The organism is Kitasatospora viridis, from assembly GCF_007829815.1.
GTDB classification, from domain to species: Bacteria; Actinomycetota; Actinomycetes; order Streptomycetales; family Streptomycetaceae; genus Kitasatospora; species Kitasatospora viridis.
Genome location: NZ_VIWT01000002.1, coordinates 679,247 through 699,712, shown reverse-complemented (window position 1 = coordinate 699,712; position 20,466 = coordinate 679,247). Strand labels below are relative to the sequence as shown.

Annotated in this window: 20 protein-coding genes and 1 pseudogene; 7 read left to right on the top strand and 14 right to left on the bottom strand. The window is 71.9% G+C overall.

All coding sequences use genetic code 11. The annotated features are described in order from the left end of the window. The first annotated feature begins 25 nt into the window (after nt 1–25). Nucleotides 26–3,559, top strand: coding sequence for a carboxylic acid reductase (gene car, locus FHX73_RS30360; protein ID WP_246213958.1), 3,534 nt, complete (start codon nt 26–28; stop codon nt 3,557–3,559). Nucleotides 3,560–3,619: 60 nt separating this feature from the next. Here the strand turns inward: car and FHX73_RS30355 are convergent, their stop codons facing one another. The 9 genes from FHX73_RS30355 to FHX73_RS30315 all read right to left on the bottom strand — a co-directional run bounded on the left by FHX73_RS30355 (nt 3,620) and on the right by FHX73_RS30315 (nt 12,130). Continuing rightward, on the bottom strand, nt 3,620–4,624 hold the full coding sequence (locus FHX73_RS30355) for an N-acyl homoserine lactonase family protein (RefSeq protein ID WP_145909085.1): 1,005 nt from the start codon (nt 4,622–4,624) through the stop codon (nt 3,620–3,622). 100 nt (nt 4,625–4,724) lie between these two features. Continuing rightward, nucleotides 4,725–6,044 (bottom strand): LCP family protein, encoded by a 1,320-nt coding sequence (locus tag FHX73_RS30350; protein WP_145909084.1) that lies wholly within the window; start codon nt 6,042–6,044, stop codon nt 4,725–4,727. Nucleotides 6,045–6,090: 46 nt separating this feature from the next. Further along, entirely contained in the window at nt 6,091–6,636 is a 546-nt protein-coding gene (locus FHX73_RS30345; protein ID WP_246213957.1) for a SigE family RNA polymerase sigma factor, read from the bottom strand. Nucleotides 6,637–6,802: 166 nt separating this feature from the next. After that, nucleotides 6,803–7,531: a response regulator transcription factor gene (locus FHX73_RS30340; RefSeq protein ID WP_170305144.1), complete on the bottom strand. Its 729-nt coding sequence runs from the start codon at nt 7,529–7,531 to the stop codon at nt 6,803–6,805. Further along, nucleotides 7,528–8,751 (bottom strand): sensor histidine kinase, encoded by a 1,224-nt coding sequence (locus FHX73_RS30335; RefSeq protein ID WP_170305143.1) that lies wholly within the window; start codon nt 8,749–8,751, stop codon nt 7,528–7,530. The genes FHX73_RS30340 and FHX73_RS30335 overlap by 4 nt, the downstream gene beginning before the upstream one ends. A gap of 54 nt (nt 8,752–8,805) precedes the next feature. Further along, nucleotides 8,806–9,624 (bottom strand): ABC-2 transporter permease, encoded by an 819-nt coding sequence (locus FHX73_RS30330; protein ID WP_145909082.1) that lies wholly within the window; start codon nt 9,622–9,624, stop codon nt 8,806–8,808. Further along, complete coding sequence (locus FHX73_RS30325; RefSeq protein ID WP_145909081.1) at nt 9,624–10,457, bottom strand: ABC transporter permease; 834 nt, start codon at nt 10,455–10,457, stop codon at nt 9,624–9,626. The genes FHX73_RS30330 and FHX73_RS30325 overlap by 1 nt, the downstream gene beginning before the upstream one ends. Then, nucleotides 10,454–11,371 carry an ATP-binding cassette domain-containing protein gene (locus FHX73_RS30320; RefSeq protein ID WP_145909080.1) on the bottom strand — a complete coding sequence of 306 codons (918 nt, stop codon included), beginning with the start codon at nt 11,369–11,371 and terminating at the stop codon, nt 10,454–10,456. Before FHX73_RS30320 ends, FHX73_RS30325 begins: the two co-directional genes overlap by 4 nt. Before the next feature lie 195 nt (nt 11,372–11,566). Next, a complete protein-coding gene (locus FHX73_RS30315) occupies nt 11,567–12,130 on the bottom strand; it encodes a hypothetical protein (RefSeq protein WP_145909079.1) in 564 nt (187 codons plus the stop codon). 244 nt (nt 12,131–12,374) lie between these two features. Here FHX73_RS30315 and FHX73_RS30310 point away from each other — a divergent pair, with 244 nt between their 5' ends. Then, on the top strand, nt 12,375–13,385 hold the full coding sequence (locus FHX73_RS30310; protein WP_145909078.1) for a carbon-nitrogen hydrolase family protein: 1,011 nt from the start codon (nt 12,375–12,377) through the stop codon (nt 13,383–13,385). Nucleotides 13,386–13,520: 135 nt separating this feature from the next. Here FHX73_RS30310 and FHX73_RS30305 read toward each other — a convergent pair whose 3' ends face one another. Together FHX73_RS30305 and FHX73_RS30300 are read right to left on the bottom strand one after the other, a co-directional pair. Then, a complete protein-coding gene (locus tag FHX73_RS30305) occupies nt 13,521–14,303 on the bottom strand; it encodes a maleylpyruvate isomerase family mycothiol-dependent enzyme (protein WP_170305142.1) in 783 nt (260 codons plus the stop codon). Between the two features lie 310 nt (nt 14,304–14,613). Continuing rightward, entirely contained in the window at nt 14,614–14,811 is a 198-nt protein-coding gene (locus FHX73_RS30300; protein WP_145909076.1) for a DUF397 domain-containing protein, read from the bottom strand. 337 nt (nt 14,812–15,148) lie between these two features. Between FHX73_RS30300 and FHX73_RS30295 the strand changes: the two genes are divergently transcribed. The 5 genes from FHX73_RS30295 (at nt 15,149) to FHX73_RS30275 (ending at nt 18,516) form a co-directional block, all read left to right on the top strand. After that, complete coding sequence (locus FHX73_RS30295) at nt 15,149–15,880, top strand: GntR family transcriptional regulator (protein WP_145909075.1); 732 nt, start codon at nt 15,149–15,151, stop codon at nt 15,878–15,880. 240 nt (nt 15,881–16,120) lie between these two features. Beyond that, entirely contained in the window at nt 16,121–16,579 is a 459-nt protein-coding gene (locus tag FHX73_RS30290) for an ATP-binding protein (RefSeq protein WP_170305141.1), read from the top strand. Between the two features lie 163 nt (nt 16,580–16,742). Continuing rightward, complete coding sequence (locus FHX73_RS30285) at nt 16,743–16,991, top strand: hypothetical protein (RefSeq protein ID WP_145909073.1); 249 nt, start codon at nt 16,743–16,745, stop codon at nt 16,989–16,991. 443 nt (nt 16,992–17,434) lie between these two features. Beyond that, complete coding sequence (locus FHX73_RS30280; protein ID WP_145909072.1) at nt 17,435–17,956, top strand: hypothetical protein; 522 nt, start codon at nt 17,435–17,437, stop codon at nt 17,954–17,956. A 62-nt stretch (nt 17,957–18,018) separates the two neighbouring features. Further along, a complete protein-coding gene (locus tag FHX73_RS30275; protein ID WP_145909071.1) occupies nt 18,019–18,516 on the top strand; it encodes an NUDIX domain-containing protein in 498 nt (165 codons plus the stop codon). A 41-nt stretch (nt 18,517–18,557) separates the two neighbouring features. Here the strand turns inward: FHX73_RS30275 and FHX73_RS30270 are convergent, their stop codons facing one another. The 3 genes and pseudogenes from FHX73_RS30270 to FHX73_RS47535 form a co-directional block, all read right to left on the bottom strand. Further along, nucleotides 18,558–19,529, bottom strand: a complete 972-nt coding sequence (locus FHX73_RS30270; RefSeq protein ID WP_145909070.1) for an SDR family NAD(P)-dependent oxidoreductase — start codon at nt 19,527–19,529, stop codon at nt 18,558–18,560. Nucleotides 19,530–19,745: 216 nt separating this feature from the next. After that, a complete protein-coding gene (locus FHX73_RS30265) occupies nt 19,746–19,994 on the bottom strand; it encodes a hypothetical protein (protein WP_145909069.1) in 249 nt (82 codons plus the stop codon). A gap of 139 nt (nt 19,995–20,133) precedes the next feature. Beyond that, nucleotides 20,134–20,286: pseudogene (locus FHX73_RS47535) on the bottom strand (DUF4158 domain-containing protein); the annotation flags it as partial. Nucleotides 20,287–20,466 lie beyond the last annotated feature (180 nt).

Here is a 20,466-nt window from a genome sequence, read left to right as displayed (position 1 = left end):
TTCCCGGCCGCAAAGGAGATCGCCCGTGTCCCGCTCCCACCTCCCCGCCGACGAGCTCGACGCACGCACCGACCGACGAAGCACCCACCTGTACGCGACCGACGCCCAGTTCCGCGACGCCGCGCCCCTGGACACCATCGCCGAGGCGATCCGGCGCCCCGGCCTCCCACTCGCCGAGCTGGTGGCCACCGTGATGGAGGCGTACGCCGACCGCCCCGCCCTGGGCGAGCGCGCCACCGAGCAGGTCACCGACCCGCAGACGGGCCGCACCACGCTGCGCCTGCTGCGGCGGTTAGACACCCTCACCTACGGCGAAGTCTGGGAGCGGGTCGGCGCGGTGGCCGCCGAGTGGCGGCACCACCCCGAACAGGCGCTGGGCCCGGGCGACTTCGTCGCCCTGCTCGGGCCCACGAGCGCCGAGTACACCGTGGCGGACCTGGCGTGCGTCCGCTCCGGCGCGGTGTCCGTCCCCCTGCAGTCGGGTGCTCCGGCGGCGCAGCTCGCCCCCATCGTGAAGCAGACCGGACCGCGCCTGCTCGTGGTGGACGTCGACCAGCTGGACGTCGCGCTCACCGTGGCGGCGAACGCCCCCTCGCTGGGCCGGATCGTCGTCATCGGCCACCGGGCCGAGGCCACCGCCCACCAGGAGAAGCTGGAGTCCGCGCGCGCCCGGCTCGCGGCGCAGGGCCGGCCGGTGGCCCTGGACACGCTGGCGGCGGTCGTCGAGCGGGGAGGGGCGCTGCCGCCGCTCCCCCGGGTGCCCGACGGGTCGTCAGCCGACGCGCTGAGCGCGCTGATCTACACCTCGGGTAGTACCGGCACCCCCAAGGGGGCGATGTACACCGAGCGGGTGGTCCGGCAGTTCTGGGTCGACTTCGTGCCCGGCCAGCCGGTGCGGCCCGCCATCACGCTCAACTACCTGCCGTTGAGTCACATGATGGGCAGGGGCGTGCTGTTCGGGACGCTCGCCAAGGGGGGCCTCGCCTGTTTCGCGGCGTCCGGCGACCTGTCGACGCTCTTCGAGGACCTCTCCCTGGTCCGTCCCACCGAACTCGTCATGGTCCCCCGCATCTGCGACATGCTCTTCCATCACTACCGGGCGGTCTTGTCCAGCCGGGCCGGATCCGGCGGCGACGCGGCCGAGCAGCTGATGGCGGAGCTGCGGGAGGAGCTCATGGGCGGGCGCCTCCTGTGGGCCGTCAGCGCCTCGGCCCCGCCGAGCGCCGAGACGACGGCGTTCGTCGAGGACTGCTTCCACGTCAGGCTGCTCGACGGCTACGGGTCGACGGAGGGCGGGGTCGTCTCCCTCGACGGCCGGATGCTGCGCCCGCCGGTGACCGACCACAAGCTGGCCGACGTGCCCGAGTTGGGATACCTCGCCACCGACTCGCCGTACCCCAGGGGCGAGTTGCTGCTCAGGTCCGACCGGCTCGTCCCCGGGTACTTCCTGCGCCCGGACGCCACCCGCGAGGTCTTCGACGAGGAAGGCTTCTACCGCACGGGCGACATCATGGCGCGCGTCGGCCCCGACGAACTGAGGTACGTCGACCGCCGCTCCAACGTCCTCAAGCTGTCGCAGGGCGAGTTCGTCGCCCTCTCCCGCCTGGAGGCGCTCTTCAACGACAGCCCGGTCGTCCGGCAGATCTTCCTGTACGGCAGCAGCACCCGCGCCCACCTGCTCGCGGTGGTCGTGCCGACGCAGGACGCCCTCGACCGCGTCGACGGGGATGCCCGACGCCTGCGGCCGCTCCTGCGGGAGTCGCTGCGGGAGCTCGCCGCCGAGGCGGGGCTGAGCTCGTACGAGGTCCCACGGGACCTGCTCGTCGAGACCGAGCCGTTCACCCAGGAGAACGGGCTGCTCTCCGGGGTGCGCAAGCCGTTGCGGCCGGCCCTGACGAAGCGTTACGGCGAGCGGCTCGAAGCGCTGTACACCGAGTTGTCCGACCGGGAGGCCGAGGAACTCCGGACGCTGCGTCAGAGCGGCACCGGCCGGCCGGTGGCGGCGACCGTGCTGCGGGCCGCGCAGGCGCTGCTGGGGTTGGAGGAGGGTGCCGTGGACCTCGGCACGCGCTTCCTCGCACTCGGCGGCGACAGCCTCACGGCGCTGTCGTTCTCCCGGCTGATGAAGGAGACCTTGCACGTCGACGTCCCGGTCGATGTGATCATCAACCCGGTCAACTCGCTGCGGCAGGTGGCCGATCACATCGAGCGGGCGCTCGCGGCGGAACACCGCCGCCCCACCGCCGACAGCGTCCACGGCCCGGACGCGAAGCGGCTCGACGCGGCCCAGCTGCGGCTGGACGCGTTCCTCGACCCGAGAACCATCGAGCGAGCCGTCGAGCAGGTCGAGAGGCCGGCCGGTCCGCTGCCCGAGGCCCGGACCGTCCTGCTGACCGGCGCCAACGGCTACCTGGGCCGCTTCCTGTGCCTTGAGTGGCTGGAGCGCGCGGCGCAGCGCGGCGGCACGCTGGTGTGCGTGGTCCGCGGCTCCTCCGTCGAGGACGCCCGGGCACGGCTCGACGCGGCCTTCGACAGCGGCGACCCGGAACTCGTGGAGCGCTACCGCAAGTCCGCGGCCCGGCACCTCCGGGTGGTCGCCGGCGACATCGGGGAACCGCGTCTGGGGCTCGACGAGGAGACCTGGCAGCGGCTGGCCGACACCGTGGACCTGATCGTCCACCCGGCGGCCCTGGTCAACCACGTGCTGCCCTACGGCCAGCTGTTCGGCCCCAACGTGCTGGGGACGGCCGAACTGATCAGGCTCGCGCTCACCTCCCGGCCCAAGCAGTTCAGCTACCTGTCGACGGTCGCCGTCGTCTTCGGGAACCCGGCGGCCGCCGACGAGTCGGCGGACATCCGCACCGCCTGCGGGGCGCGCGACCTCGACGGTGACTACGCCGACGGTTACGCGGCCAGCAAGTGGGCGGGCGAGGTGCTGCTGCGCGAGGCGCACGAGGCGTTCGGCCTGCCGGTCGCCGTCTTCCGCTCGAACATGATCCTCGCGCACCCGCGCTACCGCGGTCAGCTCAACGTCCCGGACGTCTTCACCCGCCTGGTGCTGAGCCTGCTGGCGACGGGCCTCGCACCCGGCAGCTTCTACGCCCGGGACGGCGGCGAGGGCCGCGGGCACTTCGACGCGCTCCCGGTGGACTTCACCGCGCGGGCCATCACCGCGCTCGGTGACGAGGCACGAGAGGGCTACCGGACCTACAACGTGGTCAACCCGCACGACGACGGCATCTCGCTCGACACCGTCGTCGACTGGCTGCTCGCAGCAGGACACCCCCTGACGCGCGTTCAGGACCACGCCGAGTGGATCGACCGCTTCGAGACGGCCCTGCGCGGCCTGCCCGACCGCCGGCGGCAGCACTCGGTGCTCCCGCTGCTGCACGCCTTCTCCGAGCCGGACCAGGCACTCGCCGGATCCGCCCTGCCGGCGGACCGGTTCCGCGCGGCGGTACGGGCCGCGGCCCTCGACGAGGACCACGACATCCCCCACCTGTCGCCGGACCTGATCACCAAGTACGTGGCCGACCTCCGGGCGCACCGCCTGATCTGACCCGACGACATGCGACCGCCGAGGGGTACTGGTACCCCTCGGCGGTCGGGCGTCCGGGGCTCAGCCGGTGACGCGACCGACGTGGTCGGCGCCCGTGCCCGGGACGTAGCGGGGGACGGATTCCGGGTGGAGCCGCCCGTCCGCCGTGAAGACGCTCTCCTCGTACGCCCGGAGCCCCGCCAGCTCCTCGGGGGTGAGCCCGCCCTTCGCCAACCCCGGCACCAGGTGCCGGAACTGGTAGTCGGTGTGGTCGTGGCCGGGGACCAGGACCAGTTCGGGCATGCGCCGGCGCAGTTCGGCGATCCGGCGGATCGAGGCGTTCTGGTTGGGCACCCAGTCGCCCGCGCCGAAGGCCTGGACGTCGTCGTTGGCCAGGTGGCGCAGGGTGTAGAGGGTGTCGCCGGTGATCAGCAGCTGGTAGTCGCCGAGCTGGACCAGCACGCACAGGTGGCCCGGGGTGTGGCCGGGGGTCGGCAGCAGCTTGACCGTGCCGTCGGCGGTGAGGTCGTGGCTGGCGTCGAAGTTCTGGAAGGCGCCGGAGCCGTAGTCGATGGTGGTGATCTTCCGGGCCGCCGTCAGGGAGGGCTGGTAGATCACGGGGAGGATGCCGAAGAGCTTCCAGTCGCGGTTGTCGTACTCGGCCTTGCTGATCACCAGTTCCGCGTTGGGGAGGTAGGAGAGGCCGCCGATGTGGTCCTCGTGCAGGTGGGTCGCCACGACCTTGCGGACGTCCTCGGCGCGGTAGCCGAGCCTCGCCAGCGCGGCGGGGAGTTCCTCGTCGCGGGTGAGCTGGTACTCGTCCTCGTCGAACAGGTAGTGGGCGATGCCCCGGTAGTAGTCGCCGTGCTCGTGCGTCTGACGCCAGTTGATGCCGGCGTCGACCAGGATCAGCCCTTCGTCGGGGTGATCGATCAGGTAGGCGTGGATGGGCACGATGATGAAGTGCTTCTTGTCGGTCGCGAACCGGACGATCGCCCGCGCCCCGCGCCAACCGTCCAGACCACCGTAGAACTGCCCGAACGGGACTTTCGTGGACCCCAGCCTCAGTGAGAACACCTTGATCATGCGATCAGCTTTCCGTCACCAGGGGCGCCCCACAAGTGGGGAGTTGGAAAAATGACGGAGCGTCAGGCGATCGGGCGGGTCGGCGGGGGTCCGGGCCGCCTCAGTCGACGCAGGGCACCCCGTCCGTCGCCTTCACCCCGCCCGCCGACGGTGCACCCGCCGATGGTGACGCCGCCCCGGCCCCGGCCGACGGCGACCCGGCCGACGCCGATGCCGCCGATGCCGACGCCGCGTCGGACAGCTCCGCCTGCGCGACCTGACGCACCTTCGCCGGATCCATCGTCCACACGCTCGCGGACATCCCCCCGTTGTGGTCCACGGCGGGACCGACGATCGGCGCGGTGATGATCTCGGCTCGCCCGTCGGTCAGCCCGGGGGCCTGCCGCAGCAGGTCCAGCGGGTTGAAGGTCGAATCCACCACCAGGTCGCTGCCGACCAACCGGAAGAGCTGCTCCGCCTTGCTCAGATCACTGAGCACGCCCTGCTGCTTCAGCGTGTGCAGCGCGGAGGCGATGAAGGCCTGCTGCCGGCGGATCCGGCCGAGGTCGTCCACGGGCGCGCCGTGCCGCTGGCGGACGAAGGCGAGCGCCTGCTCGGCGTCGACCGTGTTGATCCCGGCCTTCAGGTCGGCGCCCGAGTAGCGGTCCTGCACCGCCTCATTGAGGCAGACCTGGATCGGGCCGATCGCCTTGGCGACGTCGTAGAAGGTCGCCAGGTCGAACTCGGCGAGGTGGTCGATCGGTACACCGAGCAGCTGCTGGACGGTCGCGACGACGGCCGCCCGGCCGGCGTCCCGACTGCGGGCCCGCACGTCGGCGGCGGACTGGCCGCTGCCCTTCAGCTTCGCGGCGGCGGCCGCCGCCGCCTCCGCGTAGATCGCGTTCATCTTCTCCATCCGGCCGCCCGGCCCCGCGCTCTGCACCAAGGCGTCGCGCGGCACCGAGACGCCGGTGGCCGGCCCGCCGTTCGCGGGCAGGTGCAGCACCACCACGGTGTCCGTGACGTCGTAGCCCGCCGTGCTGCCGTCACCGGCGTGCAGCTGGTCGCGGACGAAGTCGGCGGGCAGGCTGCCGTCGGGCCCGGTCACGTCGTCCATGCCGAGCAGCAGGATGTTCACGCCCTTGTCCAGGTGCGGGGGCGGGGGCGAGGTGCGGTCCGCCTCGTCGATCGCGTGCGAGGTGCTGACGGGGACGGGGTCGGCGAGGCGGCTCACCAGGAACCCGCCGGTGGTCACCGCGCCGAGCACCACGCAGCTCGCCGTCACGGCCGCGATCCGGCGGCGCCGGCGGCGGGTCCGACCGCGGGTCAGGCCGCCGGTGACCAGCGGGTCGTTGGTCACCGGGACCTCGTCGGCGACCCGGTCGAAGGCCCGGGTGAGTCCGGCCTCGAACTCCTCGTCGGGCTGGGGATCGGCTGGCATGGGTTTCACCTTTCGAAATGCCGTAGTGCCGGAATGGGTGGGACGGTCAGCGGGCCGCGAGCTCGGCCAGCGAGTCGCCGAGCAGCGCGCGCAGCTTGACCAGCGCCCGGGAACTGCGGGCGCGCACCGCGCCGGCGTTGGCCCGCATCATGGTGGCGGTCTCCTCGACGCTGCGGTCCTCCCAGTACCGCAGCACCAGCACCGCCCGGTCCTTGGCGCCCAGCTGGGCAAGCGCATCCGTCAACGCGATCCGCAGGCTCGGATCGGCGTCCGGCGCCGTCCGGTCCGGCAGCTGGGCCGAGGGCCGCTCCTTGTTGCTGCGCCGCCGCTGGTGCGAGAGGAACTGACGGACCAGCACCGTCTGTGCGTACGCGGCCGGGTCGGCGATCCGCCCGGGCCGGCCGGGGCGGTCGACCTTCCCCCAGAGCGCGTACATCCGTCCGAGCGTCTCCTGCACCAGGTCCTCCGCCAGGTGGGTGTCCCCACCGGTGAGGAAATACGCGGACCGGTACAACTGCCCGGAACGCGCACCCGCGAATTCGAGGAACTCCTCCTCCATCGCCTCGCGCGCACTGCCGTTGCTCTTGGTCATCACCACTCCCGTCCAGACCGTCCGCCCTATGACGAGGTGGGGAGTCCGATGCGTTACATCTGCCGAAACATCTTTTCGATGCATCTTTCGGTCAGACTTTTTCATGACGGGGTGTGCGAACGGGAATCCCCCCGGCTCACGTCAGCTCGCGTCAGCTCGCGCCGGCTCACGGGCCCGGGGAGCGACCCCCACCCGGCCTGACCAGGCCCGAGTCGTACGCCAGCACCGCCGCCTGGAGCCGGTCGCGCACCCCGAGCTTGGCCAGCACGCCCTGCACGTGGCTCTTCACCGTGGTCTGGGCAAGGTACAGCCGGGCCGCGATCTCGGCGTTCGACAGCCCCCGGGCGACCAGCAGCAGCACCTCCACCTCGCGGGCCGAGAGCAGGCCCCTGATCCGCTCCCCGCCGTCCGCGAGCCCGGCCGACTGCTGCGCCATCCGCTCCAGCAGCCGCCGGGTGACGGTGGGCGCGAGCATCGCCTCGCCGGCGGCGACCACCCGGACCGCCTCCACCAGCTGGTCGCCGGTGGCGTCCTTCAGCAGGTAGCCGGAGGCCCCGGCCTGCAACGCGTCGGTGACGTACTCGTCCAGGTGGAAGGTGGTCAGGATGAGGATCCGGGTCGGCGGCGGCGCGGCGGCGCGCAGCAGCGCCCGGGTGGCGGCGACCCCGTCGAGGCGGGGCATCCGGACGTCCATCAGCGCCACGTCCGGGCGCAGCCGCCGCACCGCTTCGACCGCCTCGGCGCCGTCGGCCGCCTCGCCGACCACGGTGAGGCCCGGCTCGGAGTCGATGATCGCGCGCAGGCCCTGGCGCACCAGGGCCTGGTCGTCGGCGACCAGCACACTGATCGTCGCCGCGTCTCCTCGGCCGGTCGCCGGCTCTCCTCGGGTCGTCACCGGGCCTCCTCCGGCAGTGGGATGACGGCCTCGACCTCGAAGCCGCCGCCGGGTCGGGCGCCGGTGCGCAGGGTGCCGCCGTAGGCGGCCACCCGCTCGCGCATCCCGAGCAGGCCGTGCGCACCGGAGCCCGCCGCCCGGCCCGGCGGTCCCGCGCCGTCGTCGAGCACCGACACCCGCACCGCATCGCCGCTGCGCGCGACGGTGACCCCGGCTCCGGCGGCGGGGCCGGCGTGCTTGAGCACGTTGGTGAGCGCCTCCTGCACGATCCGGTACACCGTCAGGCCCAGCCCCGGCGGCACGTCCAGCGGCTCCAGGTCGAGCCGGGTGCGCAGCCCGCCGGCCGTCAGCCGCTCCGCCAGCCCGGCAAGTTCGGCGAGGCCGGGCTGCGGGCTCAGCCCGTCCCCGGCGTCCGGCCCCGCGCCCGGCTCCGCGTCCGCCTGCGGATCCGCCTCGGGGCGGAGCACGGCCAGCACGTGCCGCATCTCGGCGAGCGCCTGCCGGCTGGCCGTCGAGATCCGGGCCAGGTACTCGGGCACGACCTGCGGGTCGGTGCGCGCCGAGCGGGCCGCGGCCTCGGCCTGAATGCCGATCAGGCTGATCGAGTGGCCGATCACGTCGTGCAGCTCCCGGGCGATCCGCAGCCGCTCCTCGGCCACCGCGCGCGCCGCCCGGGCGCCCTGCTCGGCCTCCAGGCGGGCCGCCCGCTCCTCCAGCCCGGCGATGTAGGCTCGCCGGGTGCGCACGGCGTAGCCGAGCACCCAGCAGGCGCCGATCAGCACGGCCACGGTGAGCCGGCTCCAGAATCCGGCCAGCGGGCGGGCGTCCGGCGCCAGCGCGGCGAGGGTGAGCGCCAGCGCCGCGGCCGGCACCGCCGCCGCCCGCCGGACCAGCTCTCCCGGCTCGTGCGGGTCGCCGCCCGGCCGGTGGGCGGCGAAGGCGTAGGCCGCGCAGCAGGTCGCGACGCAGGCCGCACCGGCCGGGTAGCCGGCGGCGGTCAGGAGTACCCCGACCACCGTGGTCACGGCGAGCACGGCCGTCGGGGCCCGCCGCCGCCCGAGCAGCGCGAGCCCCTGCACGGCGGCGAGCGGGACGACCGCCCCGTTCGGCAGCCAGGCCGCCATCCGGTCCGTCGAGCCGGCGGCCGAGACGGCTCCCGCGAGCAGGCACACGCTCCAGTCGACGGCCCGGGCCCGGCGCCCGCTCGGCCACACTCCCATGCCCGGCATCCTTCCCCTGCCCAAACCCTGACGGTCCATCAGATCACGGGCTGGTCAGGCGTCCCGGCTGCGCAGCGCCAGCGCCGCCAGCGCGCCGAGCAGCAGCGGGTAGAGCGGGAGCACCAGCGCCGCGGTGGACTGGCTCACCAGGCCGCCGGTGTGCGAGTGCCAGAGCGCGTTGCCCAGGTTCGACGGCAGGTACGGCACGGTGTGCCGCCAGACCGCGTTGCGCGGCAGGTTGTTGACCATGGTCGGCAGCACCAGCAGGAGGCCGAACACCCCGGACATCGCCACCCCCGTGCTGCGCGCCAGCACCCCGATGAACAGCCCGATCAGGCCGGCCGCCGTCAAGTACCCGACGGCGCCCACGAGGTGCCCGAGCACTCCCGGCTCGCCGAGGGTGGTGGACGGGGTGTAGCCGAAGAGCTCGCCCTGACCTACCAGGAAGGCGGTCAGGCAGATCACCGTGGCGGTGACCAGCGCGATCGCGGTGAGCAGCACGGTCTTCGCGGCCAACACCAGGCCGCGCTGCGGGGTGGCCGCGAAGGTGGTGCGGATCAGCCCGTTGCCGTACTCGCTGGTCACCACCAGTGCGCCCAGCACCCCGAAGAACAGGATCCCGATCTGCACGAACCCGAGGTTGACGTCGAGCGGCTGGAAGGCGGCCTTGCGCGCGGCGTCCAGGTGCGGCCAGTTCACCACGTAGCTGTCGCAGACCAGCCCGGCCAGGCCGACGCAGCACAGCAGGGCGAGCAGGGGCGTGGCGACCATGGAGCGCAGCGAGCGCAGCTTGATCCACTCCGCGGCCAGCGCGGCCCGCGCGCGGGGTGCGGCGGTGGGGCGTGCGGGTACGGGGTGTGTGAGGTGGCTCATCAGGCGTCCTTCCTGCGGATCAGCACGATCGCGGCCGCGGCCACGGCCGCCACGCACCCGGCCAGCACGGCGAAGCCCGGCCAGGCGCCGAGCGCGTAGGGCCCGTCGTGGTTCAGCATCCAGATCTCCTCACCCGCGTTGCTCGGCAGGTACTCGCCGATCCGGTCACCGAGGCTGCCCGGGAGCATCGAGGCGGCGACCGGCAGGATCAGCAGCACCCCGAAGAGCGCGGCCAACGCGGCCGAGGTGCGCCGCAGCAGGACGCCGAGGAAGAGGCCGAGCAGTCCGGTGGCGGCCAGGTACAGGCCCGCACCGAAGACGGCCGTCGGCACGCCCGCGTCGCCGAGCGCGGCGTGCGTCGCCGGTGCCGACAGCCGCCCCTGCCCGAGGAAGAAGGCGGCGAAGGCCAGCACCGTGCTCCAACTCCACACCACCGCGCCGAAGACCAGCGCCTTCAGGGCCACCACCTGGACCCGCTGCGGCGTCGCGGCGAAGGTGGTGCGGATCTGCCCGCTGGTGTACTCCCCCGTCACGGTCAGCACGCCGAGCGCCCCGGTGAACAGCTGGGCCAGCTCGATGCCGCGCAGGCTCGCGTACACGGGGTCGAAGGAGGCCCGGTCGGCCGCCGACATGCCCGCCCAGCCGCTGCGGTAGCCGGCGCAGACCAGCCAGGCGCCGAGCAGCAGGGTCGCGCCGGTGGCCAGCAGCACGGCCGGTGCGGAGCGCACCGAGCGGAACTTGATCCACTCGCTCTGCGCGGTGGCGCCCAGCCGCATCCCCCACGGGATTCCGGCGCGCGGGGCCGTGCGTCGGGCCTCCGCCCGCGCGCTCACGCCGCCACCGCCGCGGGCGCCCGGTACTCCACGCTCTCCCCGGTCAGCCGGAAGTACGCCTCCTCCAACGAGGCGCTCACGTCGTGCAGTTGGTGCAGCACGTGGCCGTGCTCGGCGGCCAGCTCGCCGATCCGCCGCGACCGCAGGCCGAGCACCACCAGCGTGCCGTCCGGCTCCAGGGTGACCTGGGCCCGGGCGGCCCGCAGGTCCCCCGCCATCCGCTGCGGCTCAGCTGCCCGGACCTCGACCCGGCCGGCCGAGAAGCGCTCGATCAGGTCGGGCAGCGCGGTGTCCGCGAGCAGCCGGCCCCGGCCGATCACCAGCAGGTGATCCGCCGTCAGCGCCATCTCGCTCATCAGGTGACTGGACACCAGCACCGTGCGCCCCTCGGCGGCCAGCGAGCGCATCAGGCTCCTGATCCAGTGGATGCCGTCCGGGTCCAGCCCGTTCACCGGCTCGTCGAACAGCAGCGTGCCCGGGTCCCCGAGCAGCGCGCCCGCGATGCCGAGCCGCTGCGACATGCCCAGCGAGAAGCCGCCGGCCCGCCGGCGCGCCACCGACGCCAGGCCGACCTCCTCCAGCACCTCGTCGACCCGCCGGCGCCCGATCCCGTTGGCCGCCGCCAGGCTGTGCAGGTGGTCGTAGGCGGACCGGCCCGGGTGCACGGCCCGTGCGTCCAGCAGCGCGCCGACCTCGTGCAGCGGCCACACCTTGCCCTGGTAGCGGCGCCCGTCGACGGTGACCGTCCCGGAGGTCGGCAGGTCGAGCCCGAGGATCATCCGCATCGTGGTGGACTTGCCCGCGCCGTTCGGCCCGAGGAACCCGGTGACCTGCCCGGGCCGGACCTGGAAGTCGATGCCGTTGACGGCGGCGAAGGTGCCGTACGTCTTGGTGAGTTCCCTTGCCTCGATCATGAGTTGCCCTCTCTCCCCATACCGACGACGCTACGAGCGGTGGGGCCCCCGGCTCCTCGGTCGAGGGGAGGAACGGCGGTGCCCGGGGGCGGGAAACCTCCTCCTCAAGGAGGAACGGGCACTCTCGCGCGGTAGTCGGGAGAGCGGCGCTCAGGAAAGCGGCGCTCAGGAAAGCGGCGCTCAGGAAAGCGGCGCTCAGGAGAGCGGCTGCCCGCCGCGCCCGGTGCGCCGCACGCCCCGGGGCGAGAAGGTGATCGGCCCGATCCACCCCGTGCGGACCAGGGCGACCTGGGAGGGCAGCGGCACCACCGGGTCCAGGGCCCGCCCGAGCGCCCAGTTCCGGAACAGGCCCTCGGTGGTCTCGACGGCCGTCACCACCATGGTCACCGCCCGGCGGTCCTCGTCCCAGGTGTTCCACAACGCCCAGCCCTGCGGCCGGGCCTCGACGCCGATCCGCGCGCACGCCTCCTCGTAGCTCTCGTCCACGCCGGCCGGCATCACCCCGGGCTTGAACAGGCCGGCCCCCGCCAGCCTGACCAGCGGGCGCTCCTCCTCCAGGCAGCCGTCGCCCTCGAAGTGGTAGTGCCGGGTCGCCCGCGCCAGCGCGTTGACGCTGCGCTGCAGCGCGGTGGCGTCCGCCGGATCGGGGGCGAAGGAGAGCCAGCCCTCGTTGGAGGCCTCCACCCCGATCCGGTAGGCGAGGCGCTCGATCTCCCGCAGGTAGTCCAGTTCACTGAGCTCGGGTTCGGTTGTCGTCACGGCGCGGAGTGTCGCACTGTCAGCCGCGCGCGGACACGCGGTTTTCCGTGCTTGCTTGCGCTCCCCGCCCCGACAGCGGCATCATCGTGGGCGAAGGCGTGGCCTACGCCGAACCTCCCACGACCGTCCCCGGCACGGTCTCCCGGTGGAGGCAAAGGGACCAGGGTCTCAGGTCGCTGTCGCAGCCCGATCGCCTCGGGCGGGGTTGCCGGGGAGCCATCGCCCAGGGGCGTGGAAGGCAGCCATGACAGCCCATCGCAACTTCAAGCGCCAGGTGCGCGCCCGCGCCGCCAAGACCGGCGAGTCCTACACCGCCGCCCTGCGGCACTTCCGCCCGACGCCCTCCCCCGCGGCCGGCGCCGGCCGCCCCGCGGCGCTGCGGCTCGCCGTCGCGCAGACCCCCGTGACCGAGGACCCCCGCGACGTCGACGCGCTGCGGGCGAGCGGCCGTCAGGTCCGCGCCCTGATGCGGGAGGCGAGCGAGCGGGGCGCGCGGCTCGTGCAGTTCCCGGAGGGCGCGATCTGCTTCCCCGGCAAGCACGTCATGTCCGCCACCGGCCCCGAGACGATCGGCGCGGCCGACTGGGACCGCTACCAGTGGACCGCCGCCCGCGCCGAGTTGGCCGCCATCGCCGACCTGGCCCGCGAGCTGCGCCTGTGGACCGTCATCCCCTCCGTCCACCGCCTGACCGGGCCGAGCCGCCCGCACAACAGCATGTACGTGGTCTCCGACGAGGGCGCGGTGGCCACCCGCTACGACGAGCGCCGACTGTCGAAGACGAAGGCCTCGTTCCTGTACTCCCCGGGCCGGTCGCCGGTGGTCTTCGAGGTCGACGGCGTCCGGTTCGGCTGCCTGCTCGGCATGGAGATCCACTACCCGGAACTGTTCGCCGAGTACGAGACCCTGGGCGTGGACTGCGTGCTGCTCTCCACCACCGGCGTCTCCCCCGGCAACCCCGCCGCCCAGACCCTGGGCCACGCCGCCAACAACAGCCTCTGGGTCAGCCTCTCGGTCCCCGCCGAGCACAGCCCCACCGCACCGTCGGGCGTCGCCGCCCCGGGCGGCGACTGGCTCGACCGCTGCCCCGCCGACGGCTCCCCGGCCGTCACGGTGGTCGACCTCGACGACGCCTGCGAGGCCGCCGCCATCGCCGTCACCCTCGCCCGCCCGTGGCGCCGCGAGTCGCGCTCCACCGTCCCCGACGGGCCCGGGCCCGCCGACCCGCGCAGCGAGGACCGCACGGCGGGCTTCTGACACACGGGTGGTTGACGGCCCGTCGGCGAAAGCCGGCGGGCTGTCAATGCCCACGGGCATCGCCCGCCAGGTGAACCCGCCTGTGACCGGGTACCGCACCGCTTCAGCGACAGGTTTGTGCGCGGTGGCCTACCATCACGCCCAGTCCTCCGGTTCCCAGGCGTAGAGCTGGTCGAGCAGCTCCGGATCCCCGTCGAGTTGCAGGGAGTCCAGCGAAATGCGGTCGTACCGCCAGAGGACCAGATCACTGGCCGTGCCGCGAATGGAGAAGCCCGCCGCTTCCGGGGCTTCCCCGGTGGCGGGCAGCCGGGTGGTCCGTGCACCGTCGCCGTCCACCGTGAGGCGCCAGGATCGGCCCTCGGTGGCGTGAAGGTCGAAGGCGGTGGGCTTGTGCGGCCAGGCACTCCTCGTGAAGCTGGCGATGAACAGGCTGTCCTCGACACCGTCGAGCGCCAGCTCGACAGGCAGTGCGACCGACTCGCCCACGGCGCGTTGGGCATCATAGGTGTGCACCGCGATCTCCTGGACCTGGTGCCGGGCGACGCCACCGGCAGTGTGCGGCGTCTGCGTGACACCCCAGCCGGTGAAGCAGCCCTGGTCCGGACCGGCCTCCCGCAAGGCCGCCAGCATGAGCTCGGTCGAGCCGGCCAGCCAGGCCAACACGCCCTCGCGCTCCCGCGGCGCGACCGCGTCACCCTGGGCCGGGGTCCTGGACGTGGCGTCCGGCCCGGCAGCGACGGTGGCGGCCCAGCGACGGCGGCCCTCGCCGATGTGCTGCACCAGGTCGAACAGCGTCCACTCGGGGCAGGTCGGCACGGGCAGGTCGAGGCTGGGCGCGACAGCGATCGCAGCACGGAAGGCGGTTGAACGGTCGTCGATCAGCCGCAGCAGATCGGGAAACTCCAGGGTCTTGTGCACGGCGGTACTTCTACCACCCTGATCCATTCGCCCGACACCGGTTTTCCCAGCCGATCCGCTCGGGGATCCGGCCTGCTGTTCAGCGCCTCAACGCGCAGCCCAGGACCCCGAGAACCGCAAGGCAGGCTTCTGACGCACAGACAGCTGACGGCCCGCCGGAGCAAGCCGACGGACCGTCACGCTTTGGCCTTTCAGTCCGCGGCAGAGCCGGCCCCCGGGTGGCCCACCACCACAGGCACCGGCACTGCGCGACAGACTCACAGAGGACGACGCACCACCGGCCAGGCCGCCGTCACGGGGCTGCGGCATGTCAGGCGGTGCCGAAGACACCCTTCTTCACACCGTGAATGAACGCGGCGAACCCCTCGGCGCCGAAGGTCAGCGCCGGCCCCTCGGGATCCTTCGAGTCCCGGATGGGGACGGAGCCGAGGATGTTGGCGGCCACCTCGACGCACGCACCGCCGTTGCTGCTGTAACTGGACTTGAACCACTCAGGGGTGGGGGTCACGGGAGCTCCTTCCGCGCTGTCCAATCAGATCGATGGATGCGCCCCGCGAGAGCGCGCCTCCATCCGTAGATGATGGCAGGCAGTCAATAGCGGACGCACGGCTTCGGGATGACGCTCGAAACTCTCGGAGTAGTCACCGACGCCCCTAGCGGGAACGAGCCCGCCGACCAGCGCACCAGCACCAAGCTTCCCTCCGCTACACCCAGCCGCTGCGCGTCAGCGCACTCTTGACGATCCACCAGACTGACGATCTGACATTCAGCCTGCCTTGACCCGGGCCGCCCAGTATCGGAGCATGACTACTGGACCAGTCCACCGAGCAAGTTAGGAGCAAGGTATGGCACTCCCGAAGTATGAGCAGATCGCTTCAGACCTGCGCGGCCGTATCGTGCGGGGAGAACTGTCACCTGGTGATGCACTTCCCTCCGAGCGGGAGTTGACCGAGCGTTGGAAGGTCTCCCGAGCGACGGTCGTCAAGGGGCTGGAGGTCCTGCGGAACGAGGGTCTGATCGAGACTCGGCAGGGCCTTGGCAGCGTCGTTCGCGAGCGCGCTCCACTCGCTCGAACCGCAGGTGAGCGCTACCGAACGGCCGTGGAGACCGGCAACATCTACACGTCGGGCGAGTACGCCGAGATCTTGGCGGCGGAACTGGTTCCGGCCCCGGACGACGTCGCGGCTGCGCTCGGCATTCAGCCGGGCGAGCAGGTTGGGCGCCGGCACCGCCTCACCTTCGAAGGCTCGACCCCCAGCGCTCACAGCATCTCGTGGTTCACGGCTGATGTGATCGAGGCGGCCCCGCGGCTACTGCTTCGCGAGCGGGTTCGAGAAGGAACGACTCGCTACATCGAGATGCAGACCGGTCGTCGCCCGCACAGCGGCCGCGACTTGTGGGGCTCGCGCCTGGCGAACGATGAGGACCTGGCCCTGCTGCGACTTGAAGCGCCGAGCGCGGTCTCGGAAGTACGACACACGGTGTACGACGCCGATGGCAAGCCCCTGGCGTACGAGGTCGGCATCAACCCGGGCGACCGCTGGGCTCGCACGGAGGAGTACAGCCTGACGAACTGACGTCTCGTCAAGCTCTTTCAAGGCCCCCGCCATTGGCAGGGGCCTTTTTCTCGTTCGGCTTGACTGGACCAGTCAACCGGTGGACTATTCATGTGCGCTGTGTCACGCACTGATCACGCGGCTCGCCGCTGCGCGCGACACTCCGTTGTGCAGCAAGACCCCCGCGACCGTCCTACCGGCCCGGGGGAATGGCCAACCTGACGGAAGCAGGCCGACATGCAGGATGCTAATGGTCCATGCGTGGAACTGGTTGTGATCCACCAAAAGCCGCCGGGGCTTTCGCAACCGGTGGCGCTCGGATGCTCGGCGTGGCTTCCGAGCAGCAAGAGAGCGGCGCCCCTGGCTCGCGCGCTTCTGCGAGCCTTCCTCAGAAAATTCTCCATCTCTGAACTGTTCAGCCCTGCTGGCGAGTTGGTGATCAGTGAGCTGATTGCGAACGCTGTTGTCCACGGGTCCGCGGGGTTGGATGAACCGATCTTCTTGTGGTTCGAGGGATCCAGCGAGTGTCTGCGGATCGAGGTGCGCGACTCCAGTGCCGAGCCGCCGACGGTCCGCCCGGTCGAACCGGAGGATGAGTCCGGACGGGGGCTCTGGCTCATCAACGAGCTCGCGCTGACGTGGGGGCATGGTCCCCGTGACGACGGTCCCGGCAAGCGCGTGTGGGTGAGCATCGCGCCGGCGCACATGGGTCTCTTGTGACTTGGGGCGCTGCGTCGGGCGGCAGAGCCCAGAGGACCAAGTGCCGGACCTGTGAGGGTCTGGCCGCGTTGGAGGCGACGGAGGGTCGTTCGGATCGGGCGGTCGCTTCGGCGATTCGGCGGGCTCGGGCCATCCATGCTCCTCTGTGTCCGAGGGGGCAGCGATGACGGAGGGTTCGCCGCTTGATGGCATCGGGCCGGAGGTGTGGGCGTTCCTGTGGGTTGAACCGGATCACACCCGCAATCACCGGGCATTCCCTCGGGAGCACCTGGCCCTGCTGATGGTGAGTGAGGAGTACCGGCAGGCCGTGCGTGACAGCGTCGTGAGGACCGCTCAGTTGGTTGCGCGTCACGGTCTTCCCGCCGGTCTTGACGATGGCGAGGACGACGGTCTGAGCGGCTGGTTCAGCTGACGTTCTGACGGCTCCCACACTGCTCATTCGATGGAGCTGGGCGGTGTGGGGCTCCTGGGAGGCGCTGCCTCCTGGGGGCGCGCCCGCGATACCTGATGCGTCCGGGTGTCGGGGCGAGGGGTTCGGCGCCGGGTTGACCGGGTCGGCGCCGGGTCCGGATCCCGCTGAGTGGCTAGTGAGCGCAGTGGCGGGACCACTTCTGATCGCTTCTCAGGTGCCACGTCCCTGAGTTGAACCGGCCATTCACGTTCCTGGAAGTTCGAGTGCAAGGAGAGCCATGTCCAGTACCGGCGGGTCGAGGGGCAGGTTGGGGTGTGGGTCGCGGGTTCTGGCGGCCTTCGACAAGGCGGGGAGGCCGCACGCGGGCGTGGCCGCCCGAGTGGCCGCGCGGCTCATCACCGAGCGGGAGCCGGACGGGGACGGGCGGCAGCAGAAGGAGGGACATGAAGATCGATGACCTCACCCACGTCTGGTTGGAGCGCGACGGCGCGGCGACCTGGCCACAGGAGGACCAACTGCTGGAGTGCTCGTGCCCGCTGCGCGCGGCGGGGGGCTGCGTGACGGCGGGCAAGGTGCTGCCGGCACTGGGGGCGAGCTTGTCCGACTCGCGCGGCAACCTCGGCCGACTGGTGGCGGTGCGACGGGAGTTCGGCGCCACGGGTCACGTGGTGCGCACGGCGGTCGGGCTCCACAAGGCCGGGTCGCTGAGCCTTCGTTCGCGCTCATGGGTGTATCAGTGCGCGGTGGACCCGGCGGATCGGGTTCGGCCGGTGAAGGGGCGCTGGATCTCCCCCAGCCGGGCGTACTTGACCGCGCTGTACGAGCGCACGGGCTCGGTGGACGGAGTGGCCGACGCGCTGCGCATCTCCTCCGGGTTGGCCCGCCGGGTCATGCGGGACGAGGAGGTGCCGCTGCTCCCTCGTGGCACGCGGGCGTCGTCAGACCCGACGCACACGAGGCCTTGATCCGGCCATTGGCCGTCGTCTTCTCCAGTGATCAACGTGACGAGCGAAAGGAAACGATCTTCATGGACAGGTCGAACTACGTGAGCCCGCCCCCGCGTCGGATCGGGGCGCAGGCGGTGCTGCTGCACCCGGACCACGACCAGGTGATGGTCCTTCGGATGCGGGAGCGCCGTTGCGGTTGGCTGCCAGGTGGGCACTGTGCCCCGGACGAGTCGGCGTTGGTCGCGGTGCAGCGGATCGTGCGGTTGCAGTTGGGCATCGCGGTGCCGTTCGGCGGGGCGGACCTGGCGGTGGTGGACTACTCGCCGTCGAATCGGGAGCCGGAGGCGCGGGAGGGATACAACTTCGTCTTCGTGCGCCGACTAAGCGTCGAGCATGCGGGATCGGCCCGGCCGCAGGAGGTGGCGGGGCCGGACCTGCTCGGCTACGACTGGGTGCACGTGGGCGAGTTGGCGAACGCGTGCCTGCCGTACCACGTGCGAAGGATCACGGGAGCGCTGGCTGCCGTTGGGACGGGGCCGGTGCCGGGCCGGTTCCTGATGCAGGGGCAGGTGGCGTAGCAGCGAGTCGCTGATGGTCCCGGCCGGCGCGCCCGGAGGCCTCAGGCCCGCAGCAGGTCGGTCGAGACCGTCCAGAGGCGCTCGGCGAGAGCGGGATCGAGCGCCCATTGTTTGACGCCGTGCGGATGGTGCGCGAGGTCGGCGTCGTTCGGCACGGTGTAGGCCTCCCGCGAGTCGTCGAGGTAGTGGCCGCCGGAGTGGGCGAACTGTGGGGCGACGGCCGCGACCATGGTGGTGGCGGCTCCCTGCTGGACCGTCTTGTACCTGAAGACACCGGCGGCCTCGGCCGCGTCGAGCGACTGACGCTGCTGCGTGGTGAAGTTCCGTTGCAGACCCGTCGCGACACCGCCCGGGTTCACTGCGTTGGCGACGATGCCGTCGGACGCCCACCGGCGGGTCGCCTCGACGGCGAACAGGGAGTTCGCCGTCTTCGACTGGGCGTAGGCGATCTGCGGGTCGTAGCTACGCTTCTCGAAGTGGAGGTCGTCGAAGTCGACGCCGGACCGCATGTGCGCCGTCGAGCTGAGCGAGACGATCCGCGCCCCGTCCCGCTCGGACGCGCCAAGAGCCAGGGCATCGTGCAGGCCGATGGCGAGTGCCAGGTGCCCCAGATGGTTGGTCGCGAACTGCAACTCCCATCCCTCGCGGGTTCGTTCGAGACCACCGGTGACCACGCCCGCGTTGTTCACCAACAGGTGGAGCGGGCCACTCCACGCGGCGACGAACGAGCTGACGGTGGCTTGGTCGGCCAAGTCCAGCCGGCCGACTCGGGGCCGGCCCCTTCCGGTCGAGCCCTCGATCGATCCAGCGACGGCGTCACCCGCAGCCGTGTTCCGCACGGCGAGCGTCACCTGCGCCCCGGCTGCGGTCAACGCGCGAGCCGTCTCGATCCCGATTCCGGAGGAGGCTCCCGTCACGATCGCGCGGATGCCGGTGAGGTCGACGCCCCGCACAACGTCGTCCGCTGTGCTGGAGGCGGTGAAGGAGGTGGAGAGGGGTTCGCGAGCCGTCATGACAGCGAGGCTATACAGACTGGATGGACACCGGACACCACGGGGCCGGGTCGAAGGGTCGAAGGGTCGAAGGAGTTGATGGGCGGCTTCGAGGAGGCGGACATTCTCGACACCGATCACAACCCGCTGTACGGCAGCGCCCTGCGAGCGGGCTGCGCCCCCAGCTGAGAAGACAGAGCGGGAGCACAACCCGCGGGCGTGGGCCGTCCGTTACTCCTAGGTGAGCTGCACGCCGCCGGGCTGGACCGCGCCCCCGCCGGTGAAATCACCCGGGTCCGGGGAGACGGTGGAGCGGTTGATGACCCCGCCGATGTTCGCCGGGGCCGGGGCGCTGTTGGTCGAGTGCACGCCTCCTGCCAACGGGCGGGCGGTGCCGTCAGCGCCGATGCTCACGCCAACGGCCGGGGCAGTGACGCCTGCGGCGAGAGCGAGGACTGCGACGGCCTTGGTGAAGCCTCCGGTCATGCCTCCGGGCATAGTTCCCCCTTGGTGCGCGACCCTCCCCCCTGGTGGGCCTCTGCGCAGTGAGTTTACCTGCTGCCTGGCAACCGCGCGGGCTGTTCCGCACGCTACCGGCAGTGCCAGCAGCGCCAGTTGGAGCTACCGAGGTGTCAGCGATCCCCAACTGCTTGACCAGGTAGCCTGTCACCACCAGCGGCACCTGCCACGGGTCAGACATGAACTGCCCCAGGAACCGCACCGTCGTCAACTGCGCCGCGAAGCCCGGCCGGTTGTGCGCACGCCGCCTCGCCTCCAGACGGCACCAGCGGCGTCTGGAGCCGCTACGCCCCCGGCGACCACACCGGTGAGCCGGCCCGTTGTATCCCGGTTGGCCACACTCGCCGCTCTGGCAGTGACTCGCGCATCGCGCCCAACACGGTGTTGCGGACGTGGAGTTCGAAGACGTCCAGTAGCGCGGTGCTCATGTGCATCCTGG